Genomic DNA, 17,059 nt, shown 5'->3' with positions numbered 1-17,059 from the left:
ATGGATGTCACAATCAGCACACACTATCAGGACTATCTTCTTTGGGGATTATTGTTGCTTGGTGGCCTGCCGCTACTCACTTATCCTGGTGTGCTTCTCGCCAGTTTGATGGGACTGGCCAGTCAATCAAGCATTAAACCCGCTTTTATCTATCGATTGATGAATCAGTGTTTTCTATGGGGAAGCCTAGTTTATCCCGCCGTGTATATTCCCTGTTATCGCATTACGAGCGATAGTACTGCGACTTCTTCATCTTTAGTCATTGCTGCGTTGCCACTGCTGTATCTAATCTTACTGTATGGCTGCTTTCGCTTTATGGATGCTCCAACTAAAGAGACAAATAGTTAAAGCTTTTGTTGGCGAGCATACTTTTGCTTAAGGCCTTTATGGTTAGCCTTAACTAACTTCCAGCGGTCACAGCCATTGAAACGAGCATATTCACTGACTGCGATATCAAAGGCCGCACAGAAATCCTCATCTAAGCCATTCACCATCACGCCCTCTTCTAAAATCAATTGCTGTAATAGCAATAGGTTAGCTTGACGATCGGCTTTAACATCCACGCGGCCAACAAAAGTGTCGCGCCACAGAATTGCTAAAGAATAATAACCATACTGACGCTTTTCGGCTGGGACATAGACTTCGATTTGATAATCAAAATCAAACCATTGCTTTAACCTTTGCCGTTGGATCAATAAATTATCGAAGGGATTAAGCAGCCACACTTTATTAGGTAATGGTGCATTTAGCTGTAATGAAGGGCGATAAAAGTAGCTTTGGCCCGCAGCCTTAAAACACGCTAATAGCCCGTGAGCTAACAACTCTGCCAATTCTTGGGCTACAGCTGATTTCATACCTTTGCGTAAATAAGCCATTTGCGCCGCAGTACCGAAGGCGTGGGCATCAAGATAACGATCAATTAGATAGCGGGTAAATTCACTATCTGTCGGTGCTTTGGCATTTACATCTTGTGGCAACACACGCGCGGTAAGATCGTAAACCTTTTGAAATTTCTCCCGCCGCACCACCATCAACTCACCACGCATAAAGAGCTGCTCTAGGGCTTTTTTCGCGGGTTTCCAATCCCACCAGGTACCGTTTTTAGCTTCACTATGTTCAAAATCACTGGCCTTGAGTGGCCCTTCTGCGAGGATTCGCGCCCGCACTTCCTGCATTATTTTATCGTCGGGCTCAAACCAATGCTTACCGCCATTTTGCAGCTGCTGTTTACGCTGCAAACTAAAACGGTAATCGGCAATAGGTAAATAAGCTGCCGCATGGGACCAATATTCGAAGATCTCTCCTTTGGCTAAAGCCATATCGAGCATCTTTGGCTGATATTCTGGCATACGACTATGCAGCACATGATGATGCGCTCGCTCAACCACGTTGATAGAGTCAATTTGTACATAACTGAGACGTGAAATTGCCTCGGTGACAGAGGTATATGGTTGCAATAATCCTTGCTGCTGCATATTTAATTGCAGCCACTCGCGGGGTGAAAAGGGATTAGACATCGATTCTCCAAATTCAACGACAAGCAAATACCAAACCAGAGCAAAAAATATAACAAACTGAAAATAAAAGTATTTAGCACACGATTCAATGAGTAGGTTTGTGAAATGTGCGCACAACTCTACTCACTAGGCAGTATCTTCGGATAACATAAGCCATTTATACCTTAACGGCTATCGGTTTACCTACCCGTTAATTTCACGACTCGAAATAGAGCCTATCTGGCATAGGCTCTTCATTAAGGATTGATGATGAATATCTACTATCGCCAAGCACAACTCTGCGGCCGCAAAACAGGTAATGGCACTAAGCTGCCATTTTTAATGAATATCTTGTATTCACTTGCTGCTAAAAATGGCGATCACCAGCCCTTTTCAATAGATGACATTAACGCGGTACTGTTTAATCAGCATCAGTCGATTGGTTGCTCTATCGAGGCGCCGCTACCGATAGTGAGTTGGCGCACCGAAGCGATAGAGTATGAGTTATTTAAAGGCGAAGAGCTGGTGTACCTGCCCCAATGTATCATCTTTAGCAATGGCGCCATTGCCTATGTCATTGTCGTCATGGGTGATGAGTATGAGCTGCGTATTTGGCCCGATTACAGTAATCGTGATCGAGAAAAACACCACTGGTTTTCCCACCATGCCGTAGTCTATTCCGCAGAACTTGATGTCTTTAAGCAAAGCTTCGAAGCACTGCTCAAGCATATTAAAAAAGAAAATGACTACGAGAAAAAACACCCCAAATTTAGCAAAGACACCCCACTATCAGATTCATAAACTTGAATAATGAGTATAGGTTTAGCGGCAATCGCCATAATGTTGCCACTATTGATCAGCAACTTGCCCGCAACTTTTGTAAGAAAATCTGTTTTAATACCCGCCGTGATACCAAGTTAACTCTGCACAATCTTAGCGGATAAGTCTCGGTCGTATTTCATAGGGAATGAAATTCAATGTTCAGCATTATTTTCTGGGTACTCACCCTACTTAGTTTGGCCTTATTTGGTAGCGCAGCCTATTTAGTGGTGCGCGCACTCCTCAAAAAATTTAATCGAAGTCAAGGAATCGATATGTCAGCACAAGAACCGTTGGCAGTAGCCACCGCAAAAGGAACTGCATTAAAAAACACCACCTTATTAAAAGCCTTAACCATTGGCATACTGTCAATCCTCGCTTTGATCCCGCTGGGGATCATTATGGATATGACTTCTGATCGCCAAGCCCTTTACCACAGCGTTGTCGATGAAATCGGCCGTTCATGGGGTGAGCAGCAAACCCTCTCAGGTCCTGCGCTAGTGATCCCTTACAGCTATTTTGTGTTGCAAGAAGAAGTCAGTAACGACGGTAAAACTCGCCATGAAGTGAAGCGTACCTATCAAGATGAGCTAGTGATCCTACCGAAAAAGCTCACCCTCGACTTAGACCTAAAACATGATTTTCGCACCCGTGGCATTTATCAATCGCTGGTGTATAACGCAGCTCTACAAGGTCAGGCCGAATTCAGCCTTAACCGTTATGATATTCCTAACCTTATCGCCTTCGATAACAAAAATGCCCGGTTAGTCTTTGGGGTGTCATCGAATCAAGCAATTGATAAAGTAGAAAAAATTGAAATCACCGGTGAATCGACCTTACTCTCTGGCTCGCTGATGTCGGGCACGGGGTTAACCACTGGCGGTTTAGAAAAAGGCTTTAATCAAAAGATCCAAGTCAGCGAAGCGAGTGATTTTAGTGTGGATTTTGCCATGACACTACGCGGCTCTCAGTCTATCAGCGCATTGCCACTAGGCGAGCAAACGCTAATCAATATTCGCGCCGACTGGCCGCATCCAAGCTTTAAGGGATTATTACCCGCAGAACGGGACATCAACGCGCAAGGCTTTACTGCAAGTTGGAATATCAGCCACTTAACCCGTAACTATCCACAAGAGTTTATTAAGAGTAATCAATCGACTCTGACTGAAGTGTCGGCTAATGCGATTTTATTCGAACCAGTGACTCACTACGGCAAGATTGATCGCTCGGTAAAATACGGCCTATTGTTTATCGTGCTGACTTTTATCATGTTGTTTATCTTCGAAATTGGACAAAAAACCAGCCTAAGCACGATTCAATATGTGTTAGTCGGCAGCGCCATGGCCTTGTTCTATTTGCTACTACTCTCGCTATCTGAGCATCTAGCCTTCTTGCATGCCTATTTAATTGCCGCCTGTATTCCCGTGCTGTCGGTATCGGCTTATGTAGGGAGTGCCACAGCAAGTATTAAGCGCGGTGCATTAGTGGGCATTATGCTGGTGAGTTTATATGCAGTGCTGTACTCGATACTGCAACTGGAAGATTACGCCCTATTGATGGGTTCAGGTTTACTGTTAGTCGTACTGTTGATTTTGATGTTCGTGACTAGGCATCACCCTAAGAACACGGCGCAATAGCGCCCTACCGATCCACCCTTGAAGACCCCCGACAGCGCCATCTTTTGCTGTCGGGATTTTTTTATTGGCAAAACCATTGCCGCGTTGTAGCCTATGGCGTTTTATGAAGAGGCTTATATTTTGACCCATAGCGTCTATCTTTTACGCCGTTTAGGTTTAGCTTGGATACTGTTGGCAACCATTCCGAGCTTACTATTACTGACACAGAATCAGCTGTTTCCACTGATCGATCTCCACTCTACCTTAGCCAAAACCTTATATTGGATTACCATGACGGGCACAGCGCCCTATGGCGTCGCAACAGTCTTGTTTGTATTGGCGATCGCCTATCGTCATATGCCTAAACCACTCTTTATAAGTTTATTTTTTGCCATCAGCCTCAGCCAAGTTATCAGTTTAGGCTTAAGCCACACCCTCAAATCCTATTTTAAAGAACCCAGACCTAATCTCGTTTTTCTAGCAGAACAAGCACTGCCTAAGCATGAACCGCTTTCACTCGATGCCTTTTATCAATTGGATAAACAGTCACGTTCTAAGACAATTGCCAATGCACTCGATGGCTTGATCGCTGCAGAACCCGCCTTGAAACTCGACTCACGGATCCATCAGCATTGGGAAGATGAAATCGGCTATTCTTTTCCTTCGGGACATACTATTTTTGCAGTGACGCTAGTGCTTACCGCCAGCTACTATTTGCTACTCGCTGGATTACCTAGCTTAGTCATGGCGTTATGGAGCTGGGGATTTTTGATGGGATTAAGCCGTATGCTGCTTGGCATGCATTGGCCGCAGGATGTACTGTTTTCAACCTTTTTAGCCGCCATCATCAGCGGATGTAGCGTGTTTTTTGTCAGTAAGTTGCGTCCACTCTCCCATGCGTTTGCTAAAGGATCTGAGCGCTAACGCTGTTAATTCAGCGTCTCGATTTGGCTGTCGACTCACATACGACAGCTTCAAACACTATGAAGTTAAATACTTAGGCATTGCTAAGCACTGCCTAAGTATTTTGCCACTAGAGCCAGATAAATCCCATTGGCCTTAATTCTAGCGAGCCCTTGATTGAAAGTATCCCGCGCCACTGAGTTGTGGAACACCATTCGATAGGATGTTGGGGGGAAAATAAAGTGGTAGCTTAATGCTTGCTGGGTATCAACATCATCCTCAACGAACTTATTCAGTTGAGCGAATATATAACGATCGGCAATCACAGTATTAATGCGACCTAAGTACAACATACGGTTCTGGCTTAATTGGCTATCGACTTCACGATAAATAGTCTGTTGCGCTACAGCATTAAACTCAGGGCCAAGTAAGAAGCGAGCATTTTCAAAAGCGGCGACACTGTACTTTTTAAGATCCGCAATACGTGTTATTTCAAGGCGTTGTTCTGCCAAACTGATCGCCACATTGGTATATTCAACATAATCATTGGACCAATAACCATCAACGCCATTTGCAGGGTTCATCGTCATTACAGCATCTAATCGATCTTTATTGAAATATAAAACTTGGCGTTTACGAGAGTAGAATTTGAAGTTGACTGGCTGCCCCATTTCCTTAAACGCGGCCTTAATAATATCGATCTCAAGCCCTGATTCAGCATCTTCGATAATATAAGGCGGTCGATTTAGAGCGCTACCAATGGTTAACGATGCAGAAAATGCATAAGTCGGTAATATGAATAAGCAGATTAGCAACAAACTCAAACGCATACAGTGTCTCACTCTTATTAGTATCATAACAATAGCGGTAAATAACGGGAGTTCCAAACAGCGCGACTCCCAAAATCTCTATCCGTTATCACTGTCACAACCTTAAAATGTCTCATTTGATCAAGATTTTTGGCAAAGTCGGCTAAGACTGGCAAACTAGAGGCTGACTCAGTTAACCCTAAGCTTTCGATGACAGACACTCACCCCTACAAACTCGATCAACTCGATTTAACGATTCTGCGCTTACTGCAAACCCACGGCAGATTATCGAATCTCGAACTGGCCAATAAAGTCGGACTATCGCCATCTCCTTGCTCGCGCCGTGTTAAAGCCTTAGAAGAAGCGGGTTATATTGCCGATTATGCAACGCGTCTGTCGGCGGATAAGTTCAACCTGCATTTGACCGCGTATATCCATGTTCGAATGGAGAAACATACGCCGGCGATTCTCAATCAATTTGAAACCAATGCACTCGCCTACGAAGAAGTCCAAGAATGCGCGCTGATCACGGGCTCAGAGGCCGACTACCAACTTAAAGTGCTAGTACAAGATATGGCGCACTTTCGCACTTTCCTGTTAGATAAACTCACGACCAACGTGCATATCGCAGGGGTGCATTCCAGCTTTGTCCTCAAAAAGGTTAAGGACCACACGGCCATTCCCTTAGGGCATGTCAACATTCAAGCATAAGCCAACACCAGACAGTCACAGTAAAGACCGCAAGCAAGACAGAGGCACAAGTAACAGTCATAGCACAAAATAGCCATTAGACATCTGCCATACGGTATTTTTTGACCATAAGATCACAATTCAATGAATTTTTATCATCGCAATGATTCGCCAAATCTCGACCATCAGTCGCACCTGTTAGCAATAAAATCTCGCACAAAACAGATAGGCGGCACATAACATTAACTTATAGCCAAAAAACCGATAAACTATTGCCAATTAACACCAAATTAACGCACTAAAATTGCGTTGAAATCCTAATTTATCCGCCTAAGATACGCCTTCTTTTTACGGGAGGCACAATGCAATCGGCCAATACAAGTTCAACTAACCACTTCAGCTCACGCTTAGGTTTTATCATGGCGGCCGCAGGTAGCGCCGTTGGCGTCGGCAATATTTGGGGATTCCCCACCCAAGCGGCCACCCATGGCGGCTGCGCCTTTCTACTTGTGTACCTAGTGCTGATTTTCATCCTAGGCATTCCCATGCTGATGGCCGAACTTATGATAGGTCGCCACGGGCAAACCAACCCCGCCGATGCCATGGGCAAACTCGGCTTTAACTCGCTCACCCGCGGTTTAGGCAAGACCATAGGTTTGCTTTCCATAGTGACAGCGGGATTGATTTATACCTTCTACAGCATTCTCTCCGGCTGGTTTGTCAGCTTTGCCATCGCGCCTATCGCCACAGCCTTTGGTTCGAATGATACCGCCGCTTGGCTAGTGGATTTTTCGCTGTCACGTAATCTGGTGTTTACACTGATCTTCAGCACGCTGGTTTTTCTGGTATTACTGCAAGGCGTGCAAGAAGGCATAGAAAAATGGTCGAAACGCTTAATGCCGTTATTACTGATCATGCTGATCGCGGGCGTGGCGTATATCTTCACCCTAAATGGTGCGAGCGAAGGGATAAGCGCGCTACTCACACCTAACTTTACCAAGGCGCTGGCGCCAGATACCTTGATCAGCGCACTCGGACAAACCTTCTTCTCCCTTACCATAGGCACAGGTGCCATGATGGTGTACGGCAGTTATCTGAGCCAAAAAGAGAATATTGCTAAACTGACCGTCTGGGTTGCCTTTACCGACAGCGGCATCGCCTTTCTCGCCGCCTTCTTGATTATCCCAGCCATGTATGTGGCCCAGCACAATGGCGTGCAGATTTTTAATGCTGAGGGCAAGTTACTCGATTCGGATGCATTGGTGTTTACTGTCTTACCCGCGTTATTTTCGACCTTAGGTGATACAGCTAATCTCATCATTAGCGTGGTGTTCTTTATTCTGCTGATTATCGCGGGTTTAACCTCGGCCATATCCATCGCCGAAGTGCCGACGAGTTATGTGATGCAAAAGTTCGGACTCAGCCGTCAACGCGCCACCTTGATCATCGGCCTATTGTTGACCTCATTATCCTTATTACTGGCGGTATTTTTTGAGACGCTATTTAGTTTCACTATAATGCTGACCACCCAAATCGCCCAGCCGCTGGTCGCCCTCGGTATTGCGGTTTACTTAGGTTGGATTTGGCGCCAAACCCAGCTGCTAAAGGTAATTCGTGGGCAAGAAGGTGTCGATAACACAGGACTCTTTTGGCGCATTTGGCCAAGATATGTGAAGTATGTTTGCCCAGTGCTGATTATCGCCATAGCCATCAGACAATTTGTATAACCTCTTTCCAAAAGCTAACAATCCACGCTGAATTCGGGGATTGTTAGCTCACAATCAAAAAACTAAGCCCCCCCTTTTATTCTGTTTAAATATATAATGCCAACCACCTTAAAAAACACATAAGGTATAGCACTTTATTTTTGTATAAGTATAATCAGCCCTCAATGAGAGCAATTGAAATTTATTGCCTTTAAACGTTGCAGATTAATTTTGTAATAGATTTTCATATAAAATGGATTTTATTATGCTAGCGTGGATCATCTTGATATTAATAACGATTGTTCCAGTAAAAATTGGAGCTGAATTATTTGAAGCAGAAAATAAAACTATTATACATTGTGGTTTAGCCGTTTCGATTGGAACAATACTAGCATTTACAATAGTTATTGCCATCAAAGGATTGTTTGGACTAATTGTGACATATATTGCAATATCAGTAGTTTACAGCAAGATTTTTCAACTATCCTTTGGTAAAGGTTTAACTTTTACATTAGTAGTATTTGTAATTCAATTAGGAATAGTACAAGGTTTAACTGATTTTGGCCTCCACCTTATTTCTCCATATATTAGCACCTCAACTTAACGAAAAATTAGCGCTATAAAATACAATCTATAAATAATAGCCCTCATAGTAAGTAACTTAATTACAACTCGTCACGCAACGACTGTCTAGCCAGTAAAACAGTCAAAGTAATGATAAGCGCTTTTTCAATCAATAACGTTGAACTACTGAGGGAAGGCTGGATTGAAACGAAAGGGGATGTAAACAGCAGCCTTAAGAGATTAAGGCTGCTTTAAACACTGGGCTGATTACTGTTCGATACCCACAATTAACCAAGGTGAGTTGGCTTGTGTTACGTTACGCTCCAAATGCCAGATTTCCTTAATGTCCTCTTCTACGCCTTCAACAGTATCGCGGTAGCGGCCGCTAAATTTAACACTCACTTCCGCAAGATTGGCATTGTGCGTGGCGCGGACCAGTTCTGCATCCAAAAACATCACTTCTGTGTGCTGATCGCCAACTAACTCGCGACGTTGGTTGCTGAGTTCATTGTAAAGATCAATAGAAACATACTCTTGGATTTTGCTTAGATCGTTTTCATTCCACGCCAATTGCAGGGTTTTGTAATGACTGCGAGCGCCTTCCAAAAAGCCGGGTAAATCAAAACCGGCAGGCAAATCGAAGGGAACTGCGCTTGTCGCTTGGCCAAAACCATTGCTGCCGCTGTTTGCATTGGTGGCAAAACCTGTTTGTTCAGTCTGTTGACGCTGCATATTCGGATTGGGTTGGCCAGCACCCGCATAGGCTGGTCTTTGCTGCGCCCCCGCTTTTGAGGCCATCACAGTACGGACGATTTTGAATAGCACGAATGCCAGCAAACCGATAATCAAAATATCCATGATTTGAATATTTTCAAAACCACCGCCCATAAACAGCGCAGCCAATAAGCCACCTGCTAATAAACCGCCTAACATGCCGCCCATCATACCTTTTTTGCCCGGTGCTCCCGCTGGCGCCGTAGTCGGTGTGTTGGTCGCCACTGGTTGAGCCGGAGCCGTTTGATGGCTTTTGCCGATAGATTTACTACCGCCGAATTTTTTCGCTTCAACGACTGGGCTAGTAACTAAGCTAACCGCAAAAATCATCGCCAGCATAATAAATAACTTTTTCATTTATAGGATCTTGTTCGTGTAATCTGAGGTGCTGCCATAATAGCGGGATGACATTATATGTCAATTAGCAAAAAGCGAAGGCTGATTGTCCTGTGCATATTTAGTGAGTTGCGATTAGCACTGTCATTCCAGTGACGCGCCAACTTTGGTTTAAAAATAAGTCATCCCTGCGGGCTCGACGACGGCATCTGCTGCATACGGAAGTGCAAATGTCGCGATCACATGGATGTGAATGAGCGACCATGCCGCCAACAGTCACTTACATGCCAGTGCTTAATCCCATAAACTGCCGTACATTCTGATAGCCTGAACTACCCAAACCGAAGTCCAGACAAAGGTGACCATCTCAGCAGTCATATCTTTTGAATCAAGATTTAGAATAATCGCCATGAAGAAAAGATGCGTTTGTCCTATATTTTTCATCTTTGTCATCTTTTCAAAAAGATACTTAGCTTCTATTTTAATAGATAAACCTGTACAGTTAATTAGTCAAATCTTGAAATAAATGCCATTAAAAGTGGTGTATCGTTTATTAATTTTGCAGAAGAGTTTTCTATTCCCTCAGACTCATCATCGTCAGTAATTGAAACAAAACACACTGTCGAATTTAGCTCAAGAGACAGTTCTCTTTTTATTCTGATTAGTACATTTGATAATGTCTTAATTAGTTCATTTTTAAAATTTTCAAAGTTTATTTCTCGAGATGAGTCCTCTCGAAGCATCTTACTTATTTTGCAGAAGGCTCCCGCATTATATCCGTCATAAAACCACTCAGATACTGCCCATCTATAGTAATGTTCACACTCTATGCTCTGATCTTCTTCAGCAGCGAGAATGCTTTTAAGCTTACCCTCAGAGCTAGCACTTAATGATGCTGACATGGCACTACTGTCAGTGTAAAGAGATACCGCATAGAATGCCTCATCTTTATTTTCTAACAATAACATCTTGATTGTATCGTATGTAATTTCAAAGCATTTTTCTTCTAACTCAATCCAGTCCATTATTCACTCCTTGTACTTAGCTTCAACATTATCATTTTATGAGGCACTCAGTCCCATGCAGAATACTGATAATTATCATTTATTTCCTTAAAAACCACACCCATCAAACCAAGAGCCTCGTACTCGTTTTTAAACTGAATAGAACATACAGAAGCCGCTATCTCGTTACAAAAGAATAAATGTTCACGAACATTATTCTTTATTTTAAATTTATCTATAGACTCATAATATGTCTTCTTTAACCCACGTTCCTCTTGCGTGTTCAATTTTCCAGAATCTAAGTCAATCGAGATAGTATAAGTGGACTCATCCTTATCTAAGATAGACAAATAACTTAGTGGAAAAAATAAAAAGTACTTTTTCTGCAGACGAAATCCTTGATGCAAGTTAATATCGACAGGAATACGAATACACTTAACCTTTAATTTTTCACACAAGTATAACATTTCATTAGAAACTAAATTTTCATCAACCAAATAATCACCATTCAGTTGATATGTTTTTGCTTTAAGAGAATAAGCATTTAAAAAATCAACCTCACATGGTGGTGAGTCATAAAACTCATAGTCAGGTAGCTCAGGAGTCCAATGTTTATCCATAAAATACGGTATTCCCTTACCATCAGGATCTGATTGCACAATAAAAAATGGCTGTAGATTTGTACTCAAAATCACTACCATGTAATAGGTTAAAAGTTTAATGTCTCTAAGAAAGCATTAGCGCAAACTTAAATTTATTTAAAACATCGTTTTACTCTGTTGCTAGCCATAATATTCCTCCGCAAGTCAAAAAAGCTTAACGAGCCACCCATTGTTAAATTCTCGGTATTAAATTCTCGGAATGCATAATTATAAATAACAGACTATCAGGCATACCAAGGGTTTAACGGGATTAAGCACTGTCGTGGAAGTGACCATTGGCTACATGCTCGCTCATTCACATCCATATGATTGCGACATTCTAGTCTTGTTATAAATCTAGCCATATACAGCAGATACCGCCGTAGGGCCGATAGGGTCAACTTATTTTTTAAACTAAAGTCGGCGAGTCAGTGGAATGACAGTGCTAAATCAATATTACCTGCTGCCAAAAGCGACTTTATTAACAAAATTAAAAAATCCCCGCATTTCGGGGATTTTCGTTTAATCAAAACCACTAAAACTAACTAAGTTACAAACACTTTCCATCCGATGAATCATCGGAAGAAAGTGCTCGGCTGATGCCGCCGAAGATGACATTCAAGAAGCCGATACCGACATCTTTTTGCCGCTCATCGGCGCTGCCCGTATCGTGGCCGCTCGCGTCGCGCATGCTTTGATTATTGTTGGTTCCGCGCACAAAATCGCAGGAGACATTGCTCGTATTATTCACCGAGCAGGCACTGAGCAAAGCGATCATTAGCCCGCAAAAGGCAAGGCGTAATCTTGGCATATTAGTTCAACACCTCTTCTAATGCCTTGAGGCATAAGGCGACATTTTCGCGACGGGCACCAAAACCCATGAGGCCAATGCGCCATGCTTTGCCCGCAAGGGCGCCAAGGCCGGCGCCGATTTCGAGATTGTAATCTTTGAGCAAACGAGTCCGCACCGCGGCATCATCGACTCCAGCGGGGATGTAAACTGCGTTAAGTTGTGGCAGACGCGAATCTTCGGCCACCACAAAATTTAGCCCTAACTTTTCCAGCCCAGCACGCAGCACTAAGTGCATGTCATGATGGCGTTGCCACGCATTCTCTAAGCCTTCGGCCGCTAAAATACGCAGGGATTCATGCAGTGCATAAAGCGCATTCACTGGCGCAGTGTGATGGTAACTGCGCTTGCCGCCCGCGCTGGTCCAATAGGCCATCACTAAGCTTTGATCGAGGAACCAACTTTGCACTGGGGTCTTGCGATTCTTGAGTTTTTCGACGGCAGCAGGCGAGAAAGACATAGGCGATAAACCCGGTACACAGGAGAGACACTTTTGGCTGCCAGAATAAATAGCATCTATGCCCCATTCATCGACTCTTAACTCAACGCCGCCAAGGGAAGTCACCGCATCAACTATGCTCAAACAACCATAGGTTTTGGCTAATGCGCACAGAGTTTTGGCATCGGACAAGGCGCCAGTTGAGGTTTCGGCGTGCACAAAGGCTAAAAATTTGGCATCGGGATTGGCTTTCAGTGCCGCTTCAACCGCAGCAGGATCAACAGGTGTGCCCCACTCATTGTCCACCAGCACGGCAATGGCGCCCATACGCTCGACGTTTTGGCGCATACGCTCACCAAACACACCGTTACGGCAGACAATCACCTTCTCACCCGGCTCGACTAAGTTAACGAAACAGGTTTCCATGCCCGCACTGCCCGGCGCTGATACCGCCATGGTCATTTCGTTTTTAGTTTGGAAGGCGTATTGGATCAGACTCTTAAGCTCATCCATCATGCCCACAAACAGCGGATCTAAGTGGCCAACCGTAGGTCTGGACTGCGCCGCAAGCACTTCGGGATAAACATCCGACGGGCCAGGGCCCATTAAAATACGGCGAGGAGGATTAAAAGCGGTAAAACGCGGTGCTGGTAACATCATGTCTCCTTAATGCGTGTAGGTGTAGGTCGAAGTCTAGTTATTATTCGTTAGCCAATCGTCAGCGGATTAAGTCAGCGACTTAACTGTGGCGCGCTAATCGGCGGCTAGAGTATTAAGTCTACAAAACTACCACAAAAAGGAGCGCCTGTGCGCTCCTCCTTTAGCCTTAGTTATGACTAACATAACTATCACGCGCATGGTGAGCTAAGGTTGTAACGCCTTGTTGCCGTTACCCGCATTTAAAAACAGCTGATAGGCAGGGCTTTGAGTTTCCTCTTGATAGACAAAACCCAGTTCAGTTAAAAACTGTTGGAACGGCAAGGCATCACTCGCGGGTACTTCAAATCCCGCCAGCACTCGGCCAAAGGCCGCGCCGTGGTTACGATAATGGAACAGACTAATGTTCCATTTACTCTGCAAGGTAGTTAAAAACTTCAGCAGCGCACCGGGATGTTCAGGAAACTCGAAGCTAAACAAACGCTCCTCTAAAGGCTCTGGTGGATGACCACCGACCATATAACGCACATGCAATTTCGCGGTTTCATCGCCGGATAAATCCTGCACTTCAAAACCATTGGTCTCTAAGGTGGCAATGATTTGTTCTAGCTCACCTTGGCCTCGGCTTAAGCGAATGCCGGCAAACACCACGGCAAGATCACGACTACTGAAACGATAGTTAAACTCTGTCATCACCCGCTTATCGAGCAACTCACAGAATGTTAAGAAACTTCCAGGACGCTCAGGGACTTTCACCGCCAGTACCGCTTCTTTCTGCTCACCGAGTTCGCAGCGTTCCGACACATAACGCAGACTGTGGAAATTCACATTCGCGCCACTTAAAATCGCGGCGACCTTCTCACCATTGCCGCAATCACCATGGGCATTAGCGCTGATATATTTTTTAAGCCCAGCTAAGGACAAGGCCCCTGCGGGTTCGGCGATCGCACGGGTGTCTTCGAAGATATCTTTCACCGCAGCGCAGATTTCATCCGAAGTGACAGTCACTACTTCATCGACATAAAGTTTCGCGACTCGAAACGGCTCAGTGCCGATACGTTTAACCGCCACGCCATCGGCAAATAAACCGACTTGCGCCAGCGTCACCGGCTCGCCCGCTTCCATCGCCGCCTTTAAACAAGCGGCATCTTCTGGCTCGACGCCGACAATTTTCACCTGCGGCATCACCGCCTTGTAATAGGCTGCGATACCCGCGATTAAACCGCCACCGCCCACGGGCACAAATACCACTTCAAGATCGCGCTGCTGCTGCAACATCTCTTGGGCGATAGTGCCTTGGCCTGCGATCACCGCTTCATCATCGAAGGGCGCGATATAGACTCGGCCCTCTTCTTTGGCCATCGCCATCGCAAAACCATTGGCTTGATCGAAGGCTTGGCCGTGCAATACCACGTTGCCACCTAAACGGCGCACCGCATCGACTTTAATATCGGGCGTCGTCTCAGGCATCACAATCACAGCATCCACACCGCGACTCGCCGCTGACATCGCCACACCCTGAGCATGATTGCCTGCTGAAGCACACACCACACCGCGCTGACATTCTTCTTTCGTCAGCTGGGCGATACGGTTATAGGCACCGCGTAACTTGAAGGAATGCACTGGCTGCATATCTTCGCGCTTCAAAAATACCTGACAACCCAAACGCGCCGATAACTTGTTCATGCTGGAAAGCGGCGTCACTTTCGCTATGTCATACACGGATGACAACAGGATTTTTTGCAGATAGCTTTGTGCCAACTGAAAATGGGCTAAATCCGCCTGAGTTTGCGATGAGAGTGGCAACATAGATGCAGTAAACATAATTAGTCCTCCAGTTTACTGCGATCGCGCACCGCGCCCTTGTCGGCACTGGTGGCGAGCATGGCGTAGGCTTTAAGCGCGAGTGACACATAACGCTGGCGACCAATTGGTTTCCACGCCATTGGGCCAAGACTATGCATTTTTTCACGGCGAGCATTGAGTTCAGCATCGCTTACCGCCAGCTTGATGCTGCGCTTGGGTATATCAATTTCGATGCGATCGCCATTTTCAATCAAGGCGATTGTGCCGCCAGCGGCAGCTTCGGGTGAGACGTGGCCGATAGATAAACCTGAAGTGCCACCGGAGAAACGCCCATCGGTGATCAGCGCACAAACCTTACCTAGCCCGCGGGATTTTAAATAACTGGTTGGATACAACATTTCTTGCATACCCGGGCCACCTTTCGGGCCTTCGTAACGGATAACAACCACGTCGCCCGCCACCACTTCACCGCCTAAAATGCCCGCCACTGCATCATCTTGGCTTTCATAAACGCGCGCCGAGCCGATGAAGGTCAGATTAGATTCATCTACGCCCGCGGTTTTAACGATACAGCCGTTTTCGGCCACATTACCCGACAATACGGCAAGACCGCCCTCTTGGCTGAAGGCAAACTCGCGGCTACGGATACAGCCTTCTTGTCTGTCGTTATCCAGTGACGGCCAGCGACAATCTTGGCTAAAGGCTTTAGTGGTCGGAATGCCCGCAGGCCCCGCCATAAAGAAGTGTTTTACTTTTTCATCTTCCGTCTGCATCACATCGTATTTAGCCAATACCGATTTCAACGTCCCGCCTGGCGTACCGTCATTATCGGCCGCCACATGGAACACATCGGTATGCAGCAATCCGGCTCTGTCTAGCTCGCCTAAAATCCCCATCACGCCGCCCGCACGGTGCACGTCTTCCATATGGTATTTAGGCGTTGATGGCGCAACTTTACAAAGGTGCGGCACCAGGCGCGACATGCGGTCAATATCCGCCATGGTAAAGTCAACATCAGCTTCCTGCGCGGCGGCCAATAAATGCAATACGGTATTAGATGAACCGCCCATGGCGATATCTAAGGTCATGGCATTTTCGAAGGCTTTAAAGTTGGCGATATTGCGTGGTAATGCCGATTCATCATCTTGATGATAATAACGTTTTGCCAGCGCCATCACGCGGCGCCCCGCTTCCAAAAACAGCTCGCGGCGATCCGCGTGGGTTGCCAGCATAGAACCGTTACCCGGCAGCGATAACCCTAGTGCTTCGGTTAAACAGTTCATTGAGTTGGCGGTAAACATGCCAGAGCAAGAGCCACAGGTTGGGCATGCGCTACGCTCGATTTTGGCACTGTCTTCATCGCTCACGTTCGAGTCGGCGCCCGCTATCATGGCATCGACTAAGTCGAGCTTGATGAGTTTATCTGACAGCTTAGTTTTGCCCGCTTCCATCGGTCCGCCTGACACAAACACGACGGGAATATTGAGGCGCAGCGCCGCCATCAACATGCCGGGGGTGATCTTGTCGCAGTTGGAGATACAGACTAGAGCATCGGCGCAGTGGGCATTAACCATGTATTCCACACTGTCGGCGATAAGCTCGCGCGATGGCAGACTGTAAAGCATGCCGCCGTGGCCCATGGCGATACCGTCATCGACGGCGATCGTATTGAATTCTTTGGCGATACCGCCCGCCTCTTCGATGGCGCTCGCCACCAGTGAGCCCATGTCTTTTAAGTGCACATGGCCCGGTACAAACTGAGTAAAGGAGTTAGCAATGGCGATAATTGGCTTACCAAAATCATTGTCTTTCACCCCTGTGGCGCGCCATAACGCACGGGCACCCGCCATATTGCGGCCTTCGGTACTGGTAGCTGATCGTAACTTTGGCATTGACTGTATCCTTTATCTCAAATCGAAAATCGTATTCTTAATTCACATGGCGAATGC

At 45.7% G+C, this 17,059-nt stretch carries 17 protein-coding genes; 7 read left to right on the top strand and 10 right to left on the bottom strand.

Annotated elements, in window-relative coordinates; all coding sequences use genetic code 11:
- On the top strand, positions 1-348 hold the full coding sequence (locus HUB64_RS00975; protein WP_173496177.1) for a hypothetical protein: 348 nt from the start codon (positions 1-3) through the stop codon (positions 346-348).
- Here HUB64_RS00975 and HUB64_RS00970 read toward each other — a convergent pair.
- Positions 345-1,517, bottom strand: a complete 1,173-nt coding sequence (locus HUB64_RS00970) for a winged helix-turn-helix domain-containing protein (protein ID WP_173247983.1) — start codon at positions 1,515-1,517, stop codon at positions 345-347. The genes HUB64_RS00975 and HUB64_RS00970 overlap by 4 nt on opposite strands.
- Before the next feature lie 249 nt (positions 1,518-1,766).
- Here HUB64_RS00970 and HUB64_RS00965 point away from each other — a divergent pair, with 249 nt between their 5' ends.
- The 3 genes from HUB64_RS00965 (at position 1,767) to HUB64_RS00955 (ending at position 4,855) form a co-directional block, all read left to right on the top strand.
- Positions 1,767-2,297 (top strand): hypothetical protein, encoded by a 531-nt coding sequence (locus tag HUB64_RS00965; protein WP_173248739.1) that lies wholly within the window; start codon positions 1,767-1,769, stop codon positions 2,295-2,297.
- A 176-nt stretch (positions 2,298-2,473) separates the two neighbouring features.
- On the top strand, positions 2,474-3,952 hold the full coding sequence (gene creD, locus HUB64_RS00960; RefSeq protein ID WP_173496176.1) for a cell envelope integrity protein CreD: 1,479 nt from the start codon (positions 2,474-2,476) through the stop codon (positions 3,950-3,952).
- Positions 3,953-4,072: 120 nt separating this feature from the next.
- A complete protein-coding gene (locus HUB64_RS00955) occupies positions 4,073-4,855 on the top strand; it encodes a phosphatase PAP2 family protein (protein WP_131523424.1) in 783 nt (260 codons plus the stop codon).
- A gap of 83 nt (positions 4,856-4,938) precedes the next feature.
- On the opposite strand, the gene HUB64_RS00950 is transcribed toward HUB64_RS00955, so the two are convergent.
- A complete protein-coding gene (locus HUB64_RS00950) occupies positions 4,939-5,664 on the bottom strand; it encodes an ABC transporter substrate-binding protein (protein ID WP_173496174.1) in 726 nt (241 codons plus the stop codon).
- Between the two features lie 189 nt (positions 5,665-5,853).
- Between HUB64_RS00950 and HUB64_RS00945 the strand changes: the two genes are divergently transcribed.
- From HUB64_RS00945 to HUB64_RS00935, 3 genes are all read left to right on the top strand, one after another.
- Positions 5,854-6,354 (top strand): Lrp/AsnC family transcriptional regulator, encoded by a 501-nt coding sequence (locus tag HUB64_RS00945; RefSeq protein WP_105253008.1) that lies wholly within the window; start codon positions 5,854-5,856, stop codon positions 6,352-6,354.
- A 341-nt stretch (positions 6,355-6,695) separates the two neighbouring features.
- Positions 6,696-8,060: a sodium-dependent transporter gene (locus HUB64_RS00940; protein ID WP_173496173.1), complete on the top strand. Its 1,365-nt coding sequence runs from the start codon at positions 6,696-6,698 to the stop codon at positions 8,058-8,060.
- Positions 8,061-8,304: 244 nt separating this feature from the next.
- On the top strand, positions 8,305-8,643 hold the full coding sequence (locus HUB64_RS00935; RefSeq protein WP_173247990.1) for a hypothetical protein: 339 nt from the start codon (positions 8,305-8,307) through the stop codon (positions 8,641-8,643).
- Between the two features lie 227 nt (positions 8,644-8,870).
- Here the strand turns inward: HUB64_RS00935 and HUB64_RS00930 are convergent, their stop codons facing one another.
- The 8 genes from HUB64_RS00930 to ilvD form a co-directional block, all read right to left on the bottom strand.
- Entirely contained in the window at positions 8,871-9,734 is an 864-nt protein-coding gene (locus HUB64_RS00930; RefSeq protein ID WP_173247993.1) for a Tim44 domain-containing protein, read from the bottom strand.
- A gap of 273 nt (positions 9,735-10,007) precedes the next feature.
- Entirely contained in the window at positions 10,008-10,157 is a 150-nt protein-coding gene (locus tag HUB64_RS00925; protein ID WP_173247996.1) for a hypothetical protein, read from the bottom strand.
- 62 nt (positions 10,158-10,219) lie between these two features.
- Complete coding sequence (locus tag HUB64_RS00920) at positions 10,220-10,738, bottom strand: DUF4303 domain-containing protein (protein WP_173247998.1); 519 nt, start codon at positions 10,736-10,738, stop codon at positions 10,220-10,222.
- Between the two features lie 47 nt (positions 10,739-10,785).
- Complete coding sequence (locus HUB64_RS00915; RefSeq protein WP_346729626.1) at positions 10,786-11,412, bottom strand: hypothetical protein; 627 nt, start codon at positions 11,410-11,412, stop codon at positions 10,786-10,788.
- A 496-nt stretch (positions 11,413-11,908) separates the two neighbouring features.
- Positions 11,909-12,169: a hypothetical protein gene (locus HUB64_RS00910; RefSeq protein ID WP_105250466.1), complete on the bottom strand. Its 261-nt coding sequence runs from the start codon at positions 12,167-12,169 to the stop codon at positions 11,909-11,911.
- A 1-nt stretch (position 12,170) separates the two neighbouring features.
- Positions 12,171-13,304 (bottom strand): alanine--glyoxylate aminotransferase family protein, encoded by a 1,134-nt coding sequence (locus tag HUB64_RS00905; RefSeq protein WP_173496172.1) that lies wholly within the window; start codon positions 13,302-13,304, stop codon positions 12,171-12,173.
- Positions 13,305-13,511: 207 nt separating this feature from the next.
- Positions 13,512-15,113, bottom strand: coding sequence for a threonine ammonia-lyase, biosynthetic (ilvA, locus tag HUB64_RS00900; RefSeq protein WP_173248740.1), 1,602 nt, complete (start codon positions 15,111-15,113; stop codon positions 13,512-13,514).
- Between the two features lie 17 nt (positions 15,114-15,130).
- Positions 15,131-17,002: a dihydroxy-acid dehydratase gene (gene ilvD, locus HUB64_RS00895; protein WP_173496171.1), complete on the bottom strand. Its 1,872-nt coding sequence runs from the start codon at positions 17,000-17,002 to the stop codon at positions 15,131-15,133.
- Between the last annotated feature and the right edge of the window lie 57 nt (positions 17,003-17,059).

The sequence above is a fragment of the Shewanella sp. ISTPL2 genome (genome assembly GCF_013283205.1).
GTDB lineage: Bacteria > Pseudomonadota > Gammaproteobacteria > Enterobacterales > Shewanellaceae > Shewanella > Shewanella oncorhynchi.
The sequence above is the reverse complement of the archived record's forward strand: the minus strand, read 5'-3'. Positions and strand labels throughout refer to the sequence as shown.